Source organism: Haloarcula regularis (genome assembly GCF_029338315.1).
Lineage (GTDB): Archaea > Halobacteriota > Halobacteria > Halobacteriales > Haloarculaceae > Haloarcula > Haloarcula regularis.
In genome coordinates, this window is record NZ_CP119794.1 from 2,194,971 (window position 1) to 2,211,584 (window position 16,614).

At 60.8% G+C, this 16,614-nt stretch carries 15 protein-coding genes and 1 pseudogene; 7 read left to right on the forward strand and 9 right to left on the reverse strand.

From position 1 onward, the window contains the following. Nucleotides 1-5,101 (forward strand): annotated as a pseudogene (locus P1N55_RS11860) (DNA polymerase II large subunit). A 43-nt stretch (nucleotides 5,102-5,144) separates the two neighbouring features. Next, nucleotides 5,145-5,816: a hypothetical protein gene (locus P1N55_RS11865; protein WP_276275797.1), complete on the forward strand. Its 672-nt coding sequence runs from the start codon at nucleotides 5,145-5,147 to the stop codon at nucleotides 5,814-5,816. A 422-nt stretch (nucleotides 5,817-6,238) separates the two neighbouring features. Here P1N55_RS11865 and P1N55_RS19775 read toward each other — a convergent pair whose 3' ends face one another. The 9 genes from P1N55_RS19775 to P1N55_RS11905 form a co-directional block, all read right to left on the reverse strand. After that, nucleotides 6,239-6,490: a UPF0058 family protein gene (locus P1N55_RS19775; RefSeq protein ID WP_346429975.1), complete on the reverse strand. Its 252-nt coding sequence runs from the start codon at nucleotides 6,488-6,490 to the stop codon at nucleotides 6,239-6,241. 298 nt (nucleotides 6,491-6,788) lie between these two features. Next, nucleotides 6,789-7,361: a hypothetical protein gene (locus P1N55_RS11870; RefSeq protein ID WP_276275798.1), complete on the reverse strand. Its 573-nt coding sequence runs from the start codon at nucleotides 7,359-7,361 to the stop codon at nucleotides 6,789-6,791. Beyond that, nucleotides 7,352-8,344, reverse strand: coding sequence for a hypothetical protein (locus P1N55_RS11875; protein ID WP_276275799.1), 993 nt, complete (start codon nucleotides 8,342-8,344; stop codon nucleotides 7,352-7,354). The genes P1N55_RS11870 and P1N55_RS11875 overlap by 10 nt, the downstream gene beginning before the upstream one ends. 214 nt (nucleotides 8,345-8,558) lie before the next feature. Beyond that, complete coding sequence (locus P1N55_RS11880; RefSeq protein WP_276275800.1) at nucleotides 8,559-9,164, reverse strand: site-specific integrase; 606 nt, start codon at nucleotides 9,162-9,164, stop codon at nucleotides 8,559-8,561. A 121-nt stretch (nucleotides 9,165-9,285) separates the two neighbouring features. Beyond that, on the reverse strand, nucleotides 9,286-10,950 hold the full coding sequence (locus tag P1N55_RS11885) for a hypothetical protein (protein WP_276275801.1): 1,665 nt from the start codon (nucleotides 10,948-10,950) through the stop codon (nucleotides 9,286-9,288). Between the two features lie 2 nt (nucleotides 10,951-10,952). Further along, nucleotides 10,953-12,623: a 3'-5' exonuclease gene (locus P1N55_RS11890; protein ID WP_276275802.1), complete on the reverse strand. Its 1,671-nt coding sequence runs from the start codon at nucleotides 12,621-12,623 to the stop codon at nucleotides 10,953-10,955. Further along, nucleotides 12,623-13,612 carry a hypothetical protein gene (locus tag P1N55_RS11895; protein WP_276275803.1) on the reverse strand — a complete coding sequence of 330 codons (990 nt, stop codon included), beginning with the start codon at nucleotides 13,610-13,612 and terminating at the stop codon, nucleotides 12,623-12,625. Before P1N55_RS11895 ends, P1N55_RS11890 begins: the two co-directional genes overlap by 1 nt. Before the next feature lie 243 nt (nucleotides 13,613-13,855). Further along, nucleotides 13,856-13,984 (reverse strand): hypothetical protein, encoded by a 129-nt coding sequence (locus tag P1N55_RS11900; protein WP_276275804.1) that lies wholly within the window; start codon nucleotides 13,982-13,984, stop codon nucleotides 13,856-13,858. Next, complete coding sequence (locus tag P1N55_RS11905) at nucleotides 13,981-14,181, reverse strand: single stranded DNA-binding domain-containing protein (RefSeq protein ID WP_276275805.1); 201 nt, start codon at nucleotides 14,179-14,181, stop codon at nucleotides 13,981-13,983. Before P1N55_RS11905 ends, P1N55_RS11900 begins: the two co-directional genes overlap by 4 nt. Nucleotides 14,182-14,803: 622 nt before the next feature. Here P1N55_RS11905 and P1N55_RS19975 point away from each other — a divergent pair. Genes P1N55_RS19975 through P1N55_RS11925 form a run of 5 tightly spaced genes read left to right on the forward strand, consistent with a single transcriptional unit; the run spans nucleotide 14,804 to nucleotide 16,613 of the window. Next, nucleotides 14,804-14,929: a ribbon-helix-helix protein, CopG family gene (locus tag P1N55_RS19975; protein WP_379689835.1), complete on the forward strand. Its 126-nt coding sequence runs from the start codon at nucleotides 14,804-14,806 to the stop codon at nucleotides 14,927-14,929. A gap of 43 nt (nucleotides 14,930-14,972) precedes the next feature. Next, entirely contained in the window at nucleotides 14,973-15,101 is a 129-nt protein-coding gene (locus tag P1N55_RS11910) for a hypothetical protein (protein WP_276275806.1), read from the forward strand. Beyond that, nucleotides 15,098-15,391 (forward strand): hypothetical protein, encoded by a 294-nt coding sequence (locus P1N55_RS11915; RefSeq protein ID WP_276275807.1) that lies wholly within the window; start codon nucleotides 15,098-15,100, stop codon nucleotides 15,389-15,391. Before P1N55_RS11910 ends, P1N55_RS11915 begins: the two co-directional genes overlap by 4 nt. Next, nucleotides 15,388-15,873, forward strand: coding sequence for a hypothetical protein (locus P1N55_RS11920; protein WP_276275808.1), 486 nt, complete (start codon nucleotides 15,388-15,390; stop codon nucleotides 15,871-15,873). The genes P1N55_RS11915 and P1N55_RS11920 overlap by 4 nt, the downstream gene beginning before the upstream one ends. Beyond that, nucleotides 15,870-16,613, forward strand: coding sequence for a hypothetical protein (locus P1N55_RS11925; RefSeq protein WP_276275809.1), 744 nt, complete (start codon nucleotides 15,870-15,872; stop codon nucleotides 16,611-16,613). Before P1N55_RS11920 ends, P1N55_RS11925 begins: the two co-directional genes overlap by 4 nt. Nucleotide 16,614 lies beyond the last annotated feature (1 nt).

Genomic DNA, 16,614 nt, shown 5'->3' on the forward strand with positions numbered 1-16,614 from the left:
ATGCGAGAGGCCGACGAACAGTACTTCGAGACGCTGGAGACGCAACTGGACGAGGCGATGGCCGTCGCCCAGCGCGCGAAGAAACGAGGTGGGGACCCCAAACCCGAGGTCGAGATTCCCACGGCCAGGGACATGGCCGACCGTGTCGAGAACATCCTCGGCATCGAGGGCGTCGCCGAGCGCGTGCGCGAACTCGAAGGGCAGATGTCCCGCGAGGAGGCCGCCCTGGAACTCGTCGACGACTTCGTCGAGGGAACCGTCGGCGACTACGACACCCGCGAGGGGAAAGTCGAGGGTGCAGTCCGGACGGCCGTCGCGCTGCTGACCGAGGGGGTGGTCGCGGCCCCCATCGAGGGCATCGACCGCGTCGAACTGCTGGAGAACGACGACGGGACGGAGTTCATCAACGTCTACTACGCCGGCCCGATCCGCTCCGCGGGCGGGACCGCCCAGGCGCTGTCGGTGCTGGTCGCCGACTACGCCCGCGCCCTGCTGGGCATCGACCAGTACAAGGCTCGCGAGGAAGAGATCGGGCGCTACGCCGAGGAGATCGACCTCTACGACAAGGACACCGGCCTCCAGTACTCCCCGAAGGAGAAGGAGACGAAGTTCATCGCCGAGCACATGCCCATCATGCTCGACGGCGAGGCCACCGGCGACGAGGAGGTCTCGGGCTTTCGCGACCTCGAACGCGTGGACTCGAACTCGGCGCGCGGCGGGATGTGTCTCGTGCTGGCGGAGGGTATCGCCCTGAAGGCCCCGAAGATCCAGCGCTACACGCGGAACTTAGACGAAGTGGACTGGCCGTGGCTCCAGGACCTCATCGACGGGACCATCGGGGAGAGCGAGGCCGACCAGGGGGAGGCCTCGGAAGACGCGAGCGGTGAAACCGAGAGCGAAAGCAACGAGGCTAGCGGCGACGAGAGCGAGGAATCCGAGGAGCCGAGCGGCCCGCCCCGCGTCGAGCCCGCCAAGAAGTACCTCCGGGACCTCATCGCCGGCCGCCCCGTCTTCTCCCACCCCTCGAAACCCGGCGGCTTCCGCTTGCGCTACGGCCGGGCCAGGAACCACGGGTTCGCGACGGCGGGCGTCCACCCGGCGACGATGCACCTCGTCGACGACTTCCTGGCGACGGGGACCCAGATCAAGACCGAGCGGCCCGGGAAAGCCGCCGGCGTCGTCCCCGTCGACACCATCGAGGGGCCGACGGTGCGCCTGGCGAACGGCGAGGTCCGGCGCATCGACGACGCCGAGGAGGCACTGGCGGTGCGCAACGGCGTCACGAAGATCCTGGACCTCGGCGAGTACCTCGTGAACTACGGCGAGTTCGTCGAGAACAACCACCCGCTCGCGCCGGCCTCCTACACCGTCGAGTGGTGGGAGCAGGACCTCGAGGCCGCCGGCGCCGACGTCCAGGCACTGCGCGACGACCCCACCGTCGACCTCGCCGACCCCACCGCCGAGGAAGCCCTGGCGTGGGCGACCGACTACGACGCGCCGTTGCACCCGGAGTACACCTACCTCTGGCACGACGTGGGCGTCGAGCGGGTGACGGCGCTGGCCGACGCCGTCGAGGCGGCGCAGGTCGCACAGACCGACGGCGCGGCGATGGAGCGCGACGCGGCCTCCGACGGGGCGCTCGTGCTCCCGACGTCCGAGCCCGTCCGCGAGACGCTGGAACACCTCCTGGTCGAACACACCCAGGACGAGGACACGCTCGTCGTCGAGGACTGGGTGCCGCTGGTCCGGACGCTGGGCTTCTCGCGGGCGCTGGAGCGCGAGTGGACCCCCGGTGACATCTCCGAGCGTGCTCGCACGTACGACGACGGCGAGAACGCCATCGTAGCGGTGAACGAGATTGCACCGTTCGAGGTCCGCGAGCGCGCCCCGACCCGCATCGGCAACCGGATGGGGAGGCCCGAGAAGTCGGAGCGCCGGGACCTCTCGCCGGCGGTCCACACGCTCTTTCCCATCGGCGAGGCCGGCGGCGCCCAGCGGGACGTCGCGACCGCGGCGAAACACGCCGACTCGATGAGCGACACGCCGGGCCGCGTCGAGGTGCAGGTCGCCCGGCGACGGTGTCTGGAGTGTGGGACCGAGACCCACATGGCGCGCTGTCCGGACTGTTCGGGCGCGGCGGAGACGGTCTACGAGTGTCGCGACTGCGGGGGGGAGGTCGAGCCCGACGAGTCCGGCCGCGCCGAGTGTCCCCGGTGTGAGACGCTGGCCTCGCCGGTCCAGACAAAGGAACTGGACGTCCACGCGGCGTACCGCGACGCCCTCGAATCGGTCGGGGAGCGCGAGACCGCCTTCGAGCAACTGAAAGCTGTCAAGGGGCTCTCCTCGGCGGAGAAGATCCCCGAGCCGATGGAGAAGGGCGTCCTGCGCGCGAAACACGACGTCTCGTCGTTCAAGGACGGCACCGTCCGCTACGACATGACCGACCTGCCGGTGACCGCGGTGCGGCCCTCGGAACTCGACGTCGAGGCCGACCGACTGCGGTCGCTGGGCTACGAGTACGACATCCACGGCGAGCCGCTCACCCACGAGGACCAGCTGGTCGAACTGAAGGTCCAGGACGTCGTCCTCTCGGACGGCGCGGCAGAGCACATGCTCCAGACCGCGGCGTTCGTCGACGACCTGCTGGAACAGTACTACGGGCTGGAGCGGTACTACGAGTTCGACGAACGCGAGGACCTGGTGGGCGAACTCGTCTTCGGGATGGCCCCCCCACACGAGTGCGGCGACGGTGGGCCGCGTCGTCGGCTTCACGTCGGCGGCCGTTGGTTACGCACACCCTTATTTTCACGCGGCCAAACGTCGCAACTGCTTCCATCCGGAGACGAAAGTCTGGTACGAGGACGAAACCGACGAGTGGCACTACGGGACTATCGAGAGTCTCGTCGAGAAGCGACTCGACCCTGAAACGGCTGATCAAGACGACTTCGGGTCTGTCGTTCAAGAACTCGACGGCGAGATTTATGTCCCATCACTGGACGAAGATGGTCATCTCGTCGAAAAACCCGTGGAGGCTATCTCGAAACATCCGTCACCAGACCATCTGGTGAGCCTCGAAACACGAAGTGGACGAGCGGTTACTCTCACCCCCGACCATCAGGTTCATGCCGTCGAACAGGGTGAAATCACTGCCAAGCGTGCAAGCGAGATTACGACCGGGGACTCGCTCGTAAAACCAACACAAGTGAGCATCCAGGGGAACGCTGTCCGTTTCGATCTTCTAGAGGAGTTCATCACTGCCGAAGCCGTTCCGAACGACGTTCTAATGGTAAAGGGACTCGACAAAAACAGTCTGTATGACCTGTTCCGTGAAGCACTCGAAGACGACTGGAATGGCCGATTCTATCCGCTAAAAAGTACGGCAGAGTTCCTCGGGATGACGAAGAAAGCACTGAGCAACTATCTCTATCGTGAAAGCGTTCCAGTGTCGCTGCTCGCTGACGTGTTCGGTTCGGAACGTGCGGTCATCGAGCGCATCCCCGACGACGTGAGACTCGGGATGAAACGGGACGTCGTTGACATCGACCGTACTGTAGACCTGGATGAGGACCTGGCGACGCTTCTGGGATACTACACAGCCGAGGGATTCGCTCGCGAGCAGTCGACACCGAAGGGAACGATCCATCAGACGACCATCTCTGGCGTCGAAACCGAAGCACGTGAGTTCTTCATCGAGACGTTCGAGACGGCGTTCGGTCTCGACGCGTACCGCGAGAACGACGTGAAGGTTACCGTTTCAGGGCGGTTGCCGCGGCTGTTCTTCGAGTCTGTACTCGACTGTGGCACGGCTGCCAGAGACAAGCGAATCCCGCAATGTATTTTCGATTCGCCGGACGAAATCGCCGCCGCATATCTCGGTGGGTACTTCAGCGGGGATGGGATGGTTAATAAGAATTCCTTGGAAGTGTCAGCGACGACCGTCAGCCGTGAACTGAAGGAGGACATGCTTGCGTTACTGACACGGCTTGGTATCACGGCACGAGTCGATACGAAAGAACCCGTCCCACTCGTAGAGAAATTTCCGGAGTTCTACGAGGTCGATGACGGGAAAGTATCAGCCGAGTCTTTCATCATCAGAATCACCTCGGAGGATGCCGTGCAGTTCGCTGAAACTGTCGACTTGCATCTTACGCGAAAGGAGGAACGGTTGGCGTCGCAGGTCCGAAATACGACGCCCACTGGCCGACGTGTCTTCGACGGCGGAAGCGGGGAGTATCTGGTCGACGAAGTCGTCGAGGTGAGATACGACAAGTCCGACACGGACTACACGTACTGTCTCACTGTCGCCGACACGCACTCGTTGATTGCGAACGACACCTCGCAAAAGCAGTGTGACGGCGACGAGGACTGCGTCATGCTCCTGATGGACGGCCTGCTGAACTTCTCGCGGACCTACCTCCCCGACAAGCGTGGTGGCCGGATGGACGCCCCGCTCGTGATGTCCTCGCGCATCGACCCCAGCGAGATCGACGACGAGGCCCACAACATGGACATCATGGACGCCTATCCCCGCGAGTTCTACGAGGCCACCCGCGAGATGGCCGACCCCGCCGACATCGAGGACGTCATGACCATCGCCGAGGAGACGCTGGGCACCGACCGCGAGTACACGGACTTCCGGCACACCCACGACACGACCAACATCGCCGCGGGGCCGGCGCTGTCGGCGTACAAGACGCTGGGGTCGATGGAGGACAAGATGGACGCCCAGCTCGCCATCTCCCGGAAGCTGCGCTCGGTCGTCGAATCGGACGTCGCCGAGCGCATCATCGAGTACCACTTCCTGCCGGACCTCATCGGGAACCTCCGGGCCTTCTCCCGCCAGGAGACCCGCTGTCTGGACTGCGGGGAGTCCTACCGACGCATGCCCCTGAGCGGCGACTGCCGGGAGTGTGGCGGGCGGGTCAACCTCACCGTCCACGAGGGGTCGGTCACAAAGTACATCGACACGGCCATCCGCGTCGCCGAGGAGTTCGGGGCGCGGGACTACACGAAACAGCGCCTGAAGATCCTGGAACGGTCCATCGAGTCGGTCTTCGAGAACGACCACAATAAGCCTACGACTATTGGGGATTTCATGTAAACAGCAATTTTTACCGACAAATCTCCGCTACTCCTATGAATACATGAGATCGCTAAAGCTGCCAAAAGCACGATATTCAGGGTTTATCGTCCTTATTGTTGTGATTGTAGCCCTGATTACGTGGCATTATTCTAATTCAGACCTTCCGAATACGATTTTAGCTGCAGGTCTTTTTCTTGATGTTATTGGTGCTGCTATACTCGCTATCCCAGATATACCAGCGATCCATCGGCTCTTCTTTTCAGGTATGGTTCAAAGTGCTGTTGCCCATCTTGAACCGGATTGGACAGCAAGGGATAGCATTCTCGCCGAACCGGGAACTGATGGGGTATTCCTCGATTCTCTTTATATTGTCGAGGATGTTTCTGGGGAAGCGATATCGGAAAGCGATCTACTTGAGGAGGTTCCCACAGGTCCAAAACCGTCTACAGAGGGGTTCTATGAACTCAGAGATGCGTTCCAAGAAGGGACCAATGATTCACTCTGGAACCATGTATACGGCTTCAAAGCCTATAGAGATGAAAATGATGAGCGCAGAATCTACGTGTTACATAACAAACGAGGAGAACCTGAAGTCAAGCTTAAAGGCGCATTCGATAATCCGTTTTCCAAGATAAAAACCATGCTCAGAAATGCAGATGCCCGATTCAGACGGATGGGCCTAAGCTTGCTAATTTCAGGGTTTGCTCTACAAGGGATTTCACTGGGCCTCTAAAGCGTGCTCCTTAACAGATTGGTCAACTACGATCTCGGTCGGTTGGGGGGTGTGATTAATATGGTTTATCTCGCCAAATTTTTGGGAAATCTGGCTCTATTGAAATCCTAAGTCCGTGACAGTTGTGGCGTGCTGAATATAGAGGGTGTAGTCAGCACGGCGACTACGTTTATTTCAGGTATTTTCTATCGAATCAGTTGCTCAGTCTGTGTGCTGACTGAGCAAGCCGATAATTGCCCAGTCACTGCTGATCTTTTAACGAAGTGGTCCCACTCTCCGTAGACCGAATCCACATCGTATTGAGATCCTCGGCAGTTGCATCTTCGGGATAGAACACGTAGATGGTGTCCCCATCGTAATCTCCGAGTTCTACCACCTCCAGATGGCTTCTGTCCTCACTGTGTTCATTCATCGACATAATACTATATGATGGATGTATCGGTAGTGCTGGTATGCGTCTGCTGGTGAGATTTGTCAACCAACTGGCTACAGTGGCCTGACAAGTATTTGACTGCGGTTGCGTGAGCGTCTTTGCCTCGATGGACGTCCTGCGGGCGAGTCGGTTGTGTTTTGTAGTGGGCAAAGACATCATCGGGTACCGATTCGTCTCCTTCAAGATACTCTCCCACCTCAAATAACAACGCGTGGATGTGGATCAGCTCCTGTCGTTTCATGCTACAAGACAATGCACCAACCCATAAAATCTAATTTGCCAATTTGAATTGGTATTCTCAGGCATCCCTATTTTATAACTATCATATACAATATATTGAGGAAATACTGAGTGAACCAACTATACTGACCGATTCGAGTCGGTGGAATTGTGTTCCGAACCGATGGCCGATATGCGCTTTGTATGCAGCACGGCCCTGCCAATCTGCCAGTATCCAGTCAGTACCGCCGTGCAAGATACAGAGGGTATATGCAGCATAGTATTGGAATGGAGCTGACTCCCAACGTGCCATCCGAAATTCACAACTTTTCGGCTCCCATGCCCAAGATATCGACTTCCTCGCCACTGCCCGCCGCTTCGAGCTTTTCTTCCTCCGATAGTTCTTGGGCCCCGGCCAGATGGACGAGCGGAGCGTCCAGCGCCGTCGCGCTGAGCCGGATGTCATCGCTGCCGTCGTCGTCATCGTCGTCGTCCCCCTGTTCACCGAGGACTTTCACGTTCACGGCGTTGAGTCCTTTCCGCCCCTCGTCGGTCTGGAATGCTTGCGATGCCATCGCCTCGATCAGTTCTGCTTTATTCATCTCGGTGCTCTCTACCAGAGTGCTACCGACCAACGAGCCCAATCGGCTCCGGTCGCGGGCGAACTGCTCGACGATACGGTCCCCGTATTCGTCGCTCTCGATATCATCCGGGGTGACGCTCGCGACCTCGGTCGGACCCTCGTCGAACAGGAGCGTCACCGACTCCTCGAAGAGTGCGCCCTCGTCGAGTATCCACCCGCCGGCCAAGATGATTTGATCGTCGTGGATGACCCGCCGGACGTAGAACAGCCCGGGCAACGCCGTCGGTGCATCCACCGGCGTCACGGCCACGGGACAGACCAGCGTCTGCGAGCCCGATCCGCCGTTGTCGTATTCGACGTTGTCCCCGGCATCACCATATCTCTGTCCTCGCCGAGGATGATTTCGCCGGTGCCGTCGGTCGTGAGGAAGACGCGTGTTCCGATGATGCCAGCCGATATCGGCGCACCACTGACGACAGCGCCCCCCTCCATTCCGTGGCCGGCGATGCCCCGGCCTGCGGTGCGGTAGGTGTCCAGTTCCGCCGAGAGGATGTTCTGACAGGCGATGTCCTCGTGGAGCGACACGGAGCCGGCGGTCCGAATACAGCCGTCGTCGTCGTACTCGATTCCCTGGCTCCCGTACTGGTCGTGGAACGGTGCGCGGACACCGTCCGGTTCGCGTGAGGGGGCGAAGTATGCGAGCACCCGATCCAGTGTGAGTTGCTCGGCCAGCGAGCCACGGTCACCCGGAAGCTTCGCGTCGGGCAGACAGACGACGAACCGCTCTCCGATAGTCGGCTCGTTCTCGAAATACTCCCTGAGAGCGTCGTCATCCGCGGTCTCAGTATCCGTATCGTTGCCGGCACCCTGAGTCCGTGGTTCTTCAGGGAATCGTGGTTTGCCCGCAATGGCCTTACAGCATATTGCTTGCGCCTGCTGTAGCCCGCTCGTTGACCAGCCTTCGAGGTCGATCTCACGGGAGTCAGCCCGGACCGTGGCCGGCACCGCCCGAACCTCGGAAGTGCCAGCGAGAGAGAACGCCAGCCCGTCACCGTCGCTGTCAGGGTCCTGGTTCGACGGCGCTTGCCCGGGGTAGAACGCCGCCGGGGCGGAGGCCGTCGTCCCGACCAGCTGCTGGGCACCGCGGTCGATGAGTCCGTCGACGGCGGAACACCCCGCGAGCCCACCGAGTACGGCCGCTCCGCCGGAAGCGAGCATCGTTCGCCTCGTGATTCCCCACTCGGAGGAGCTCTGCTCGGTACGGCTTCTCGTCTCGTTCGAGTTGTTACCCATATCTGAAGTACAAACGTGCGTTAATCATATAAGTCTGATTATAAATCGGCATCAAATTTGTGCACGCGGTTCCTGTTCCAGATCCATTGCCTGTGCCCGGGGTCGACAATGAACGGAGTTCGGTCTGAACCAGCTCTCTGCGAGATACGCGCGTTGTATTCAGCACAGCCTCAACAAACTATCAGCGATAGAGGGTTTCAACAGCGCCGAAAATCTATAAAGATATCTGAGACATAGACCGGTTGATGTTACTTTCCGTCGGAGCGGCCAGGTACGGCTCTATCGCGTCGTAGCTCGACCAACCCCCGAGTGCCATAACGATACGCGGTGAAACGTTCTCTTCAACCAGTAGGTGGTTCGCCCAACAGCGCCGGAGATCGTGGCTTGACACACGCCGGTAATCGCTGTCACCTGTGTTCTCGGCCGCGCGATCCGCCGCTCGGTCGACCCAATCTTGCACGGTTCGCTTGGCTCGGTCGACGAGGGGGGCTTGGTCGGCTATGGCCTTCTCCTGCTGATAGCGGTTGATTTGAGCCTCAAATTCCCGTGGCAGCCACGTCTCCCGATGCTTACCCCCACGATATTCGCCTGTCGTATCCTTCCCGGCCACTACCTCCAGCTCGAAGTGTTGGCCGTCCGACCGCCGGGAAATGTGAGCGGGAGTCACGTCGAGCACCTCAGCGACCCTAAGCCCACAGTCTCCCATCAAGCGGAGCGCGATCTCCTGTTGAAAGGTGTCTGTTGCTCTCGGTAGTTCACGGTACTCGTCGCGACTCATCCACACGTTCCAGGTACCGTCTTTGTTCCTGACAGTCCGCATACGCGCTTTTCGTGAGGAACGCGCAAAAATGGAAGCGGCCAGGCGTGATTTTCACTCCGATAGAGGGGTGTTACAGGCAGACTGTTGCGCGCTTGTGGGGAAACACGCAAACGGGGGCGGGTCAATTGCGTTTGCTGGCGCGTAGCGCCCGAACCGCTTTTCGGCGTTGGTCGTCGGTATCTTCGGCGTCGTCGAAGAGTTGAAGCGCGTCGGGGTGGATCCCGCTCGAACCAGTGAAATACGGTATATCGTACCCGAGCCGCCGAAGTTCGTTTACCGCTTTCCAGTAGTCGTCCCCTCGAAGTCGGTCGCGGGAGCTGGTAATTATCCCTGTCGCCCGTGCTACCAGGCTAAGCGCCCCGCCGCCTTTCTTCCCCTCTTTGAGATCAACGTATTTCTCGGCGTCGGCGTAGCATGAAGTCCCGCTATCGCTCGAACGCCACGGGGGATTGAAGCGCGGGGGGTCCCGTCCCGGGGCCGTGTCGTATTCGTCGGCCACGTCCCGGGCCACGTCCCGAACGTCGATAGCCTCGATCGCGGCGTTCACTACGTCTATCTCGTCGGTTTCCTCTATGTCGTCGGGAAGGTCGTCGGCGGTTATCGTCCGCTGGTTTCGCTCCCGCTTCTCTTCGCGCTCTTCCGCCAGGTCGTCTATACGGGCGCTCACGGCGTCGCGCCAGCCGTCGGCGTCGTCGTAGTAGTCGGGCCACAAGTTCGCGACGACGGCGCTCACGGCGTCCGTGTGGTCCGACGTGAACGCTTCGCCCCACGCTTCGGCTTCGGCTATGTCGCCGGCGTCGACGGCTTCGAGCGGCGTGTAGTCGTAGCTCACGTTCTCCGGGTCGACCGGCGTAACCACGCCGTCTAACGAAGAGTGAACCGACATAGGCGCTTTGTATAGCCGATTCTTGTTATTGAGTAGGTCCGGCTCGAACGTCCCGGCGGCGTCGGGGACGGCGGCGTTCACGTCGTCTTTCACGCCTTCGAGCCATTCGTTCAGCCGGTCGGTCATGTCCTCAAAGATAATCGAGCGGTCAGCGCGGTCGAAGGCTTCTGCGATCGGCGCGGTCGCAGTCGGCGCGACGAAGGCGTAGGCCCCGCCGACGCTATCGAGCGCATACACGTGTTCCATGCTCCCGGCCAGCTCCCCGAACGCTTCGAGATACAGGGAAAGAGCCTCTTCGACCGTTTTCCGGGGGGCGTCCCCGTCGGGGCGCTTTCGCTTCGCTTCGTCGGTTAGGTCAATATCTGCGAACGGCGCGTAAGCGCGTAGGTCCCCGTATCCTGGCGTCGGCTTTTCGCCGTCTTTCCATTCCCGACCGTTCTCTTCGTAGTTGAAGGGCCGCCAGCTATCCATGAACCACTTTGCGGGAGCATAGTTCACGGTCGCGTAAACGACGCGCTCTAAGTCCTCTCGAATCCCGGTAAACTCTTTCCCAAGCGCCCACGCCCGGCCTTCGCCGTCCCACGCTCCCGGCCCCTGGCGCGTTCTATACCAGCCGTAGAAGTCACGGTTTCCGGGGCAATGCCAGCCGTCGATCTCCCCGAGCGTGTCGTACACGCTCCCCACACGGTCGTAGTGGCCGGACGGGGTAACTTCGAGCGTGTCGTCGTCGACGGCGCTCACGTCGTCGCTGGCGTCGTTCTCGGCGACGCTATCGGGAGCGTCGGCTTCCAGGAAAGCGGCGGCTTCCTCCGGCGCTATCCGGAGGGCCCCGGCTAACTCGGGGACCCCGGCGTCCGGGTTCCGGCGTAAGTAGCGTTCGGCCCGCTCTTCGTCGCTCACTGTCATGCTATCACCTTCCCGTGTCGTCGAACCTTCTGTATCGGGGGCGCGGTCGGGCCGTCGAAGTATTCGCTCACTAAGTTTAGTTCCGAGCTGGCCCGCGTAGCGCCGACGTAGTAGACTCTATGCTCTTCGGCGGCGGCATCGGCGTCTCTCGAATACTGCCGAACCGTTCGCTTCGACGACGTGGTAAACAGGTAGACGCTCGGGGCTTCGAGTCCCTTCGACGTGTGAACCGTCCCGACTTTCACCTCTTCGGCTTCGAGCGACGCCGGGGCGTCTATCGCGTTCTTGAGAACGTCCCGTTTCCATGCGTCTATCTGTAAGTGGTCGGCTATGTCTAACGCGCCGTCGAAGTCCTCGAACGCCGGGACCACGGCGTTAGCGTCGATAATCCCGCCGATACCCTGGCCGAGTCTCTTTCCGCGGTCGTCCCCGTCGGGTAGCGCCCCTAAGACGTGTCGAAGGTTCGGGTAAGCGAACGCCGACCCGCCCGACGCCAGGTTATTCAGGAACGCCAGCATTTGCCGAAGCTCCCCGCGCCACACGCCGCCGTAGATTCCTAACACCTCGAACGGAACCCCCACGTCGCGAAAGTTCCGGGTTAGCTGGCGTAGCTGGCCGTTCGTTCGCGTTAGGAGCATTACCGGCGTGTCGTGGGACGTATGGCGTTCCGCCGAGTCTATCACGGCGTCGCGAAGGTCCCACTTATCGGTAATCGAGCGCCAGCCGACGCTACCCCCGGGTTCGCGCCCCTCGAAGCCTCTCGGGTCCGTGTCCGTGTGGGCCGAGAGAACGGCGTTCCCGACCGCCGCGATCTCCCGGGGACACCGGTAGGACTCTTTCAGGTCTATTACGTCGTCGACGTCAGTATTCTCGAAGTAGTGCGGCGTTCCGCCACGGAACGAATAGATCGACTGGTTCGGGTCCCCCGCCAGGTAAACGCGGTCGACCGTCCCCTTATCGCGCCACGACTTGAATAGCCGATATTCGAGCGGCGCGAAGTCCTGAAATTCGTCGATTAGGAGAATTTCGACGGCGGGCGTGACCCCGGCGTGATAGGCGAAGTCGACGTAATCGCCATGCTCGAATAGCCGATACTCAAACGCTTCGCGCTTGTATTCGTCCCATTCTTCGAGTAGCGCGGTTACGCGATCGCCCGATATTCCAATATCGAGCGGCGCGGTTCGCCAGTTTTCCGCCGGTTTGCACGTTTGCCGAAGAAAGTCGTTTATCGCGAAGAGCTTGTTACCCGGGTAGTCTGTCGATTCTTCGCCCTCCAGCAGTTTACGCGGGTCGGCGGCGTCCGGGTCGTAGCGCATACCCCGAGCGTCACAGAACGCCGCGTATGGGTCTAATTCGTCGTCGGAACTCCCCGGAACGATGATTGGCCCTGGCCCTTCGGCGTCGGGGTCCATTTCTAACAGATCCCCGCGGATTAGAAGGCTCAGCGCCAGGCTATGCATGGTCCGCGCGCGATCTTTTACGTCGTCGGCGTCGCGGAACACTTCGGCCAGCTCGGGTTTCACGTCGTCGCGACCCGCCCGCGTGAACGTGAGCCACCAGAAGCCGTTAGGGCCGAGTCCATCCCGTTTCTCAGCGCGTAGCTTCTGCTTGAGCGTGTGGGTCTTACCCGTCCCGGGTGCGCCGTCAACCTGGATAACGTCGGTCATTAAGCGCTCACCTCGCTATGGTTCGGGTCGTCGCTCCCGCCTACGTCGTCGGGCGTAACCCCGAGCGCGTCGGGGTCGAACGGGTAAATCTTGGTCCGGCTATCCCATGCCCACTTTTTGCGGGCGCGGGACCCGTACACGTCGCCACGGGCTATTAAGTCCTGAATTAACTGGCCTTTGTATTCGAGGTTCTTCCCGGCGGCTTCGAGCTGGTCGACGAGGAAATCATCTTGAACCCACACTATCGGCTCGTCCGGCGGGGCGTCGTCGTAGACGGTCGCGTTCTCTTCGTCAAACCACGCCGCCGCCACGTCGTTACCCATATCTTCGCGGTCCCCGACAGGCTTCAAGGTGTTACCAAGCTTCGAGAGAACGCGGTCGGCTATCGCGTCGCTGGCGGTCTCTTCGACGACGTTCACGACTTCGCTATCTTCATGCCAGCGTTCCCGTATCGCTTCCCAATCCTCCGGCTCGATCTCGATTAGCTCGAAAAATTGGTTAGCGATTTTCTCTTGAAGAGCGCCCGCGCCGCCCCCGACCATTTCCGACGCGCTAAACTCTAATTCGCGCGTTCGGCCCGCATACGTTAGTTTGACTTTCCACGTCGTCGTTTCCCCGCCGTGAATTTCGACGGGGTAATGCGTCCCGTCGATTATCCGCCGGATCTCGTCGGGCAGGAATTTCTCGGCCTGCTCTTCGCGGTCGAGCTCGTTCATGGCCGCGAACCATTCCTTTAGTTCCTGGCGAACCTCTCCGGCGTCGACGCCGTTTCGACCCTCTAAGGACTTTTCCACGCTATTGAGGAATTGACCGCGGAGGGTCGCGCTCCCGAAGATTTTGGTGGAATACTTCCCGCTTTCGAGAACGTCCCCGTTCGCGTAGGCGGCTATCCGCATTTGACCGCCGCCTATCGGCTCATATTCGAGGGAAACGTAGCCGTCGGCCAGAGGTTCCGTTTCCGCCCCGACGGTCTCGGACGGTTCAGTCATTGCAGCCACCCGCTCCAACCGTTCCAACCCCGGCCGCTTTCCAACGCGCGGGCGCGTTGGGAAAGGGGGGGGTCGATTTTCGACCCCTTTGCTCTAGCCCCCCTGGTAGGGTTGGAAGGGTTGGAACGCCCCCCGCCGTCCGGCGGTTCTCTATTCCAACCCTTAGATTGAGCCTTGGAACGAAAGGTGTCGATTTGACCCCTCCGCCGTAGCCGTTACGTGCGCGATAGAAAGGGACCGGGCTCATTCGCCCTCGCCCTCCCGGCAGAACGGACAGCCGTTATCGTCGACCAGTGCGGCCGACCGCTCGGAGATCGAACGCCCGCACTGCTGGCAGGTGGTCGAAGTGTCGACCGTGCTCGGTCCGCTCATTTCGACCCCTCCAGGGCCGCGCGGGCGATCTCGGCAGCCGGGCCGCCAGATTCAGCCACGCGCTCGAACGCGCCGAGATTATCGAGCACGACCTGGCGCAGCTCGCGGTTGCAGTTTCGACACCGGTACGTTTCGGGGTCGCCGGTCTCAAGGAGCCGGCCACCGCACTGCGGGCAGTCGACGTTTGGCGCGCTCATTCCGACCACTCCCCGATATTGGCCTGTTGGCTCTCGTCCTTCCAACGGGTGTATAATTCGCCAAGTTCTGAAACGGGCGTCCGCGGGTCACACTCCCAGAGGAAGCGCCCAACGCCGTGCGTCGGAATCCGGTGATTCGGTGGGTTATTGTCGTTAACTGTGCTACCGTCGTCGTGGGTGGTCTCGCGACCATCCCGCTCAGGGCACGTCGGTGAATCTTTGGTAGGGTTGGCCGACGTGTCCTGCGAAGCGTGTTTGTACTCATAGCCCGTGCAGCAAGAACAGACACCGGCCTGGCCAAGGGGATTGAAGACCTCAGAACGCGTACCTCGAATTGCATAGGCGTTCTGCGGCCGGTTCCCACCCGGCCAGTCGTTCACACCGACAAGCGGTGCGTCTGTTTCCTGCCTATTTCACCAAAGGTCGGGTGGGTGCATATAAACCGAGAATAGTTAAGTCCGGGATACCGCGGGATACCGGCGGGATACCGGGCAACGCGGGCAGACAGTTCGTTCAAAAGTGTTCTTGACCAACCCCGGTGGCAAATATTTCTATGCTGGAATATTGCCAGACTATTGCCTGGCCTTCCGGGTTTTTGGGCCTTTACGCCCACAATAGAGACATGGAGCGCGTTGAAGCGTATGTCCCGCCGCCCGTCGAAGAAGGAATTGAAAATCATCGAAAAGAGCAGGGTTTTGAAAACCGGTCCCAGGCGATTCGAGACCTTCTCCGGCGGGGGTTGGAATGATACACGCCACCCCCACCCGCGCGCGGGTCGAGGAGGGCACGGCATGAGCGTGAAGTGTCCATTTTGCGGTGAGGACGTGGCGAAGATAGGCCAGCACATCGAGAACCAACACGACGAGAGAGCGCTTGAGACGGGCGAGCAGAAGCAAATCGGTCCGGAGGACCGAATATGAAGCACGACATACCCGACTGGTTCATCCCGGACCACGAGATCGTTTTGGCGAACGAGCACGAGACCGAGGAGATCGAGGAGCACGGCGAGCTGGAGGAGCCGCTGTGCCCGCACTGCGGGAACACCTACCTCGACAACTCCGGGGACTGGTACACGCATCAACTCGTCGAGGTGCCTTCAGACCAACCCGGCGAGGACCCAACACTCAAACCCGGAATTGTGTGCGTGAACGGCGAGAAGCGGCGTATGAACGGTTTCCGCGACCCAGATACGGAGAACTACCTGCTATGACTGACACGATAATGTGGAAGCACATGCAGCAGTATCGGACTGACTGGCACAAGGCGAAGAAGACGCTCGAGGAGATTGAGACGCTGTCTGTCGACGAGCACACCGCTCACGTGAATTACCACGTCCAGACCCGCCAGTGGGTCGCTCGAATCGCACCTCTTGACAGTGTGGAGGGTATCCACCAAGAGATATGGCACGAGCAGCAGTTCGGCGAGTACACCGGGCTTCGCGAGGCCTTGGAGGAGGGTCTGCAAACTGATTCCTTTCGTATTGAAGACCCGCTCGCCGTTGATACGCTCGGCGAGATCGGCGCTGCAGCGGACAAAATCACTGTGGACGCGGTCGGCCTGCCGGAACAACCGCCGGTCGATGTGGAGCCGTGGACGCCGGACCCGCCCGAAGAGCGCCGCGAACGACTTGAGGAAATGTTCGAGGAGACGCCCGGCCTGTCGAAAGACGACGTCTATGGAGGAGAGCAATGAGCGATTCAGACCGTTTTTTCGACGACGAAGAAACCCCTGAGAGCCAGGACAAACAGGTCCAGGACGCCGAGGGCCTCGTCGAGCGCCGGGTGAAAGAGCGGATCGCGGACGCCCGCGACCGCGTGGCAGACCACAAGAGCAAACTGCTCGTCGAGTTTCCGGTTGAGCAGGCACTGGCCACAGGCTCCGATGCAGTAGCCCACACCTCACGCCTCCAGCTGTGGGCTGGGACCGTCAAACAATACCTTCGGGCCATTGAGCCGCTGCTTCGGTCCGACGAGATCCCACAGGCCGAGTACTACTACCGGGAGCTGCCGATAGTCGACGACCTCGTGTTTCCTCGCGACGACACTCGGTTTGAGGACGCCACGACCACCGTGCAGACGCCAGACGGAACCGTGGAGAAGGAAATCCCGTGGGGTCGGTTTTACCAGTCTGACTCGGCCGCTCGAACGAGTCAACTGGTCGGTGCTGGTTTCGAGCCCCCGGAGCCGAAGGCGGTCAAACTCAACGGTCTCAAATCCATCATGGAGACGGACAAGATCGTCAGGGAGTGGGCAGTGCCGCTGGACCCACGGACGCCGTCCTTTCGTCAATCAATTGCGTATCCGCGGCGGGAACTCCCACTCCAAAAGGAGTGGCTGGAGTCGGCGGTCGCCGAGGCCGACCAGTTCTTGCACGACAGCGGCCTGGGGCTCGATCTTGACAGCGGGCGCGACTTCGCGAACTACAGTGAGTAAT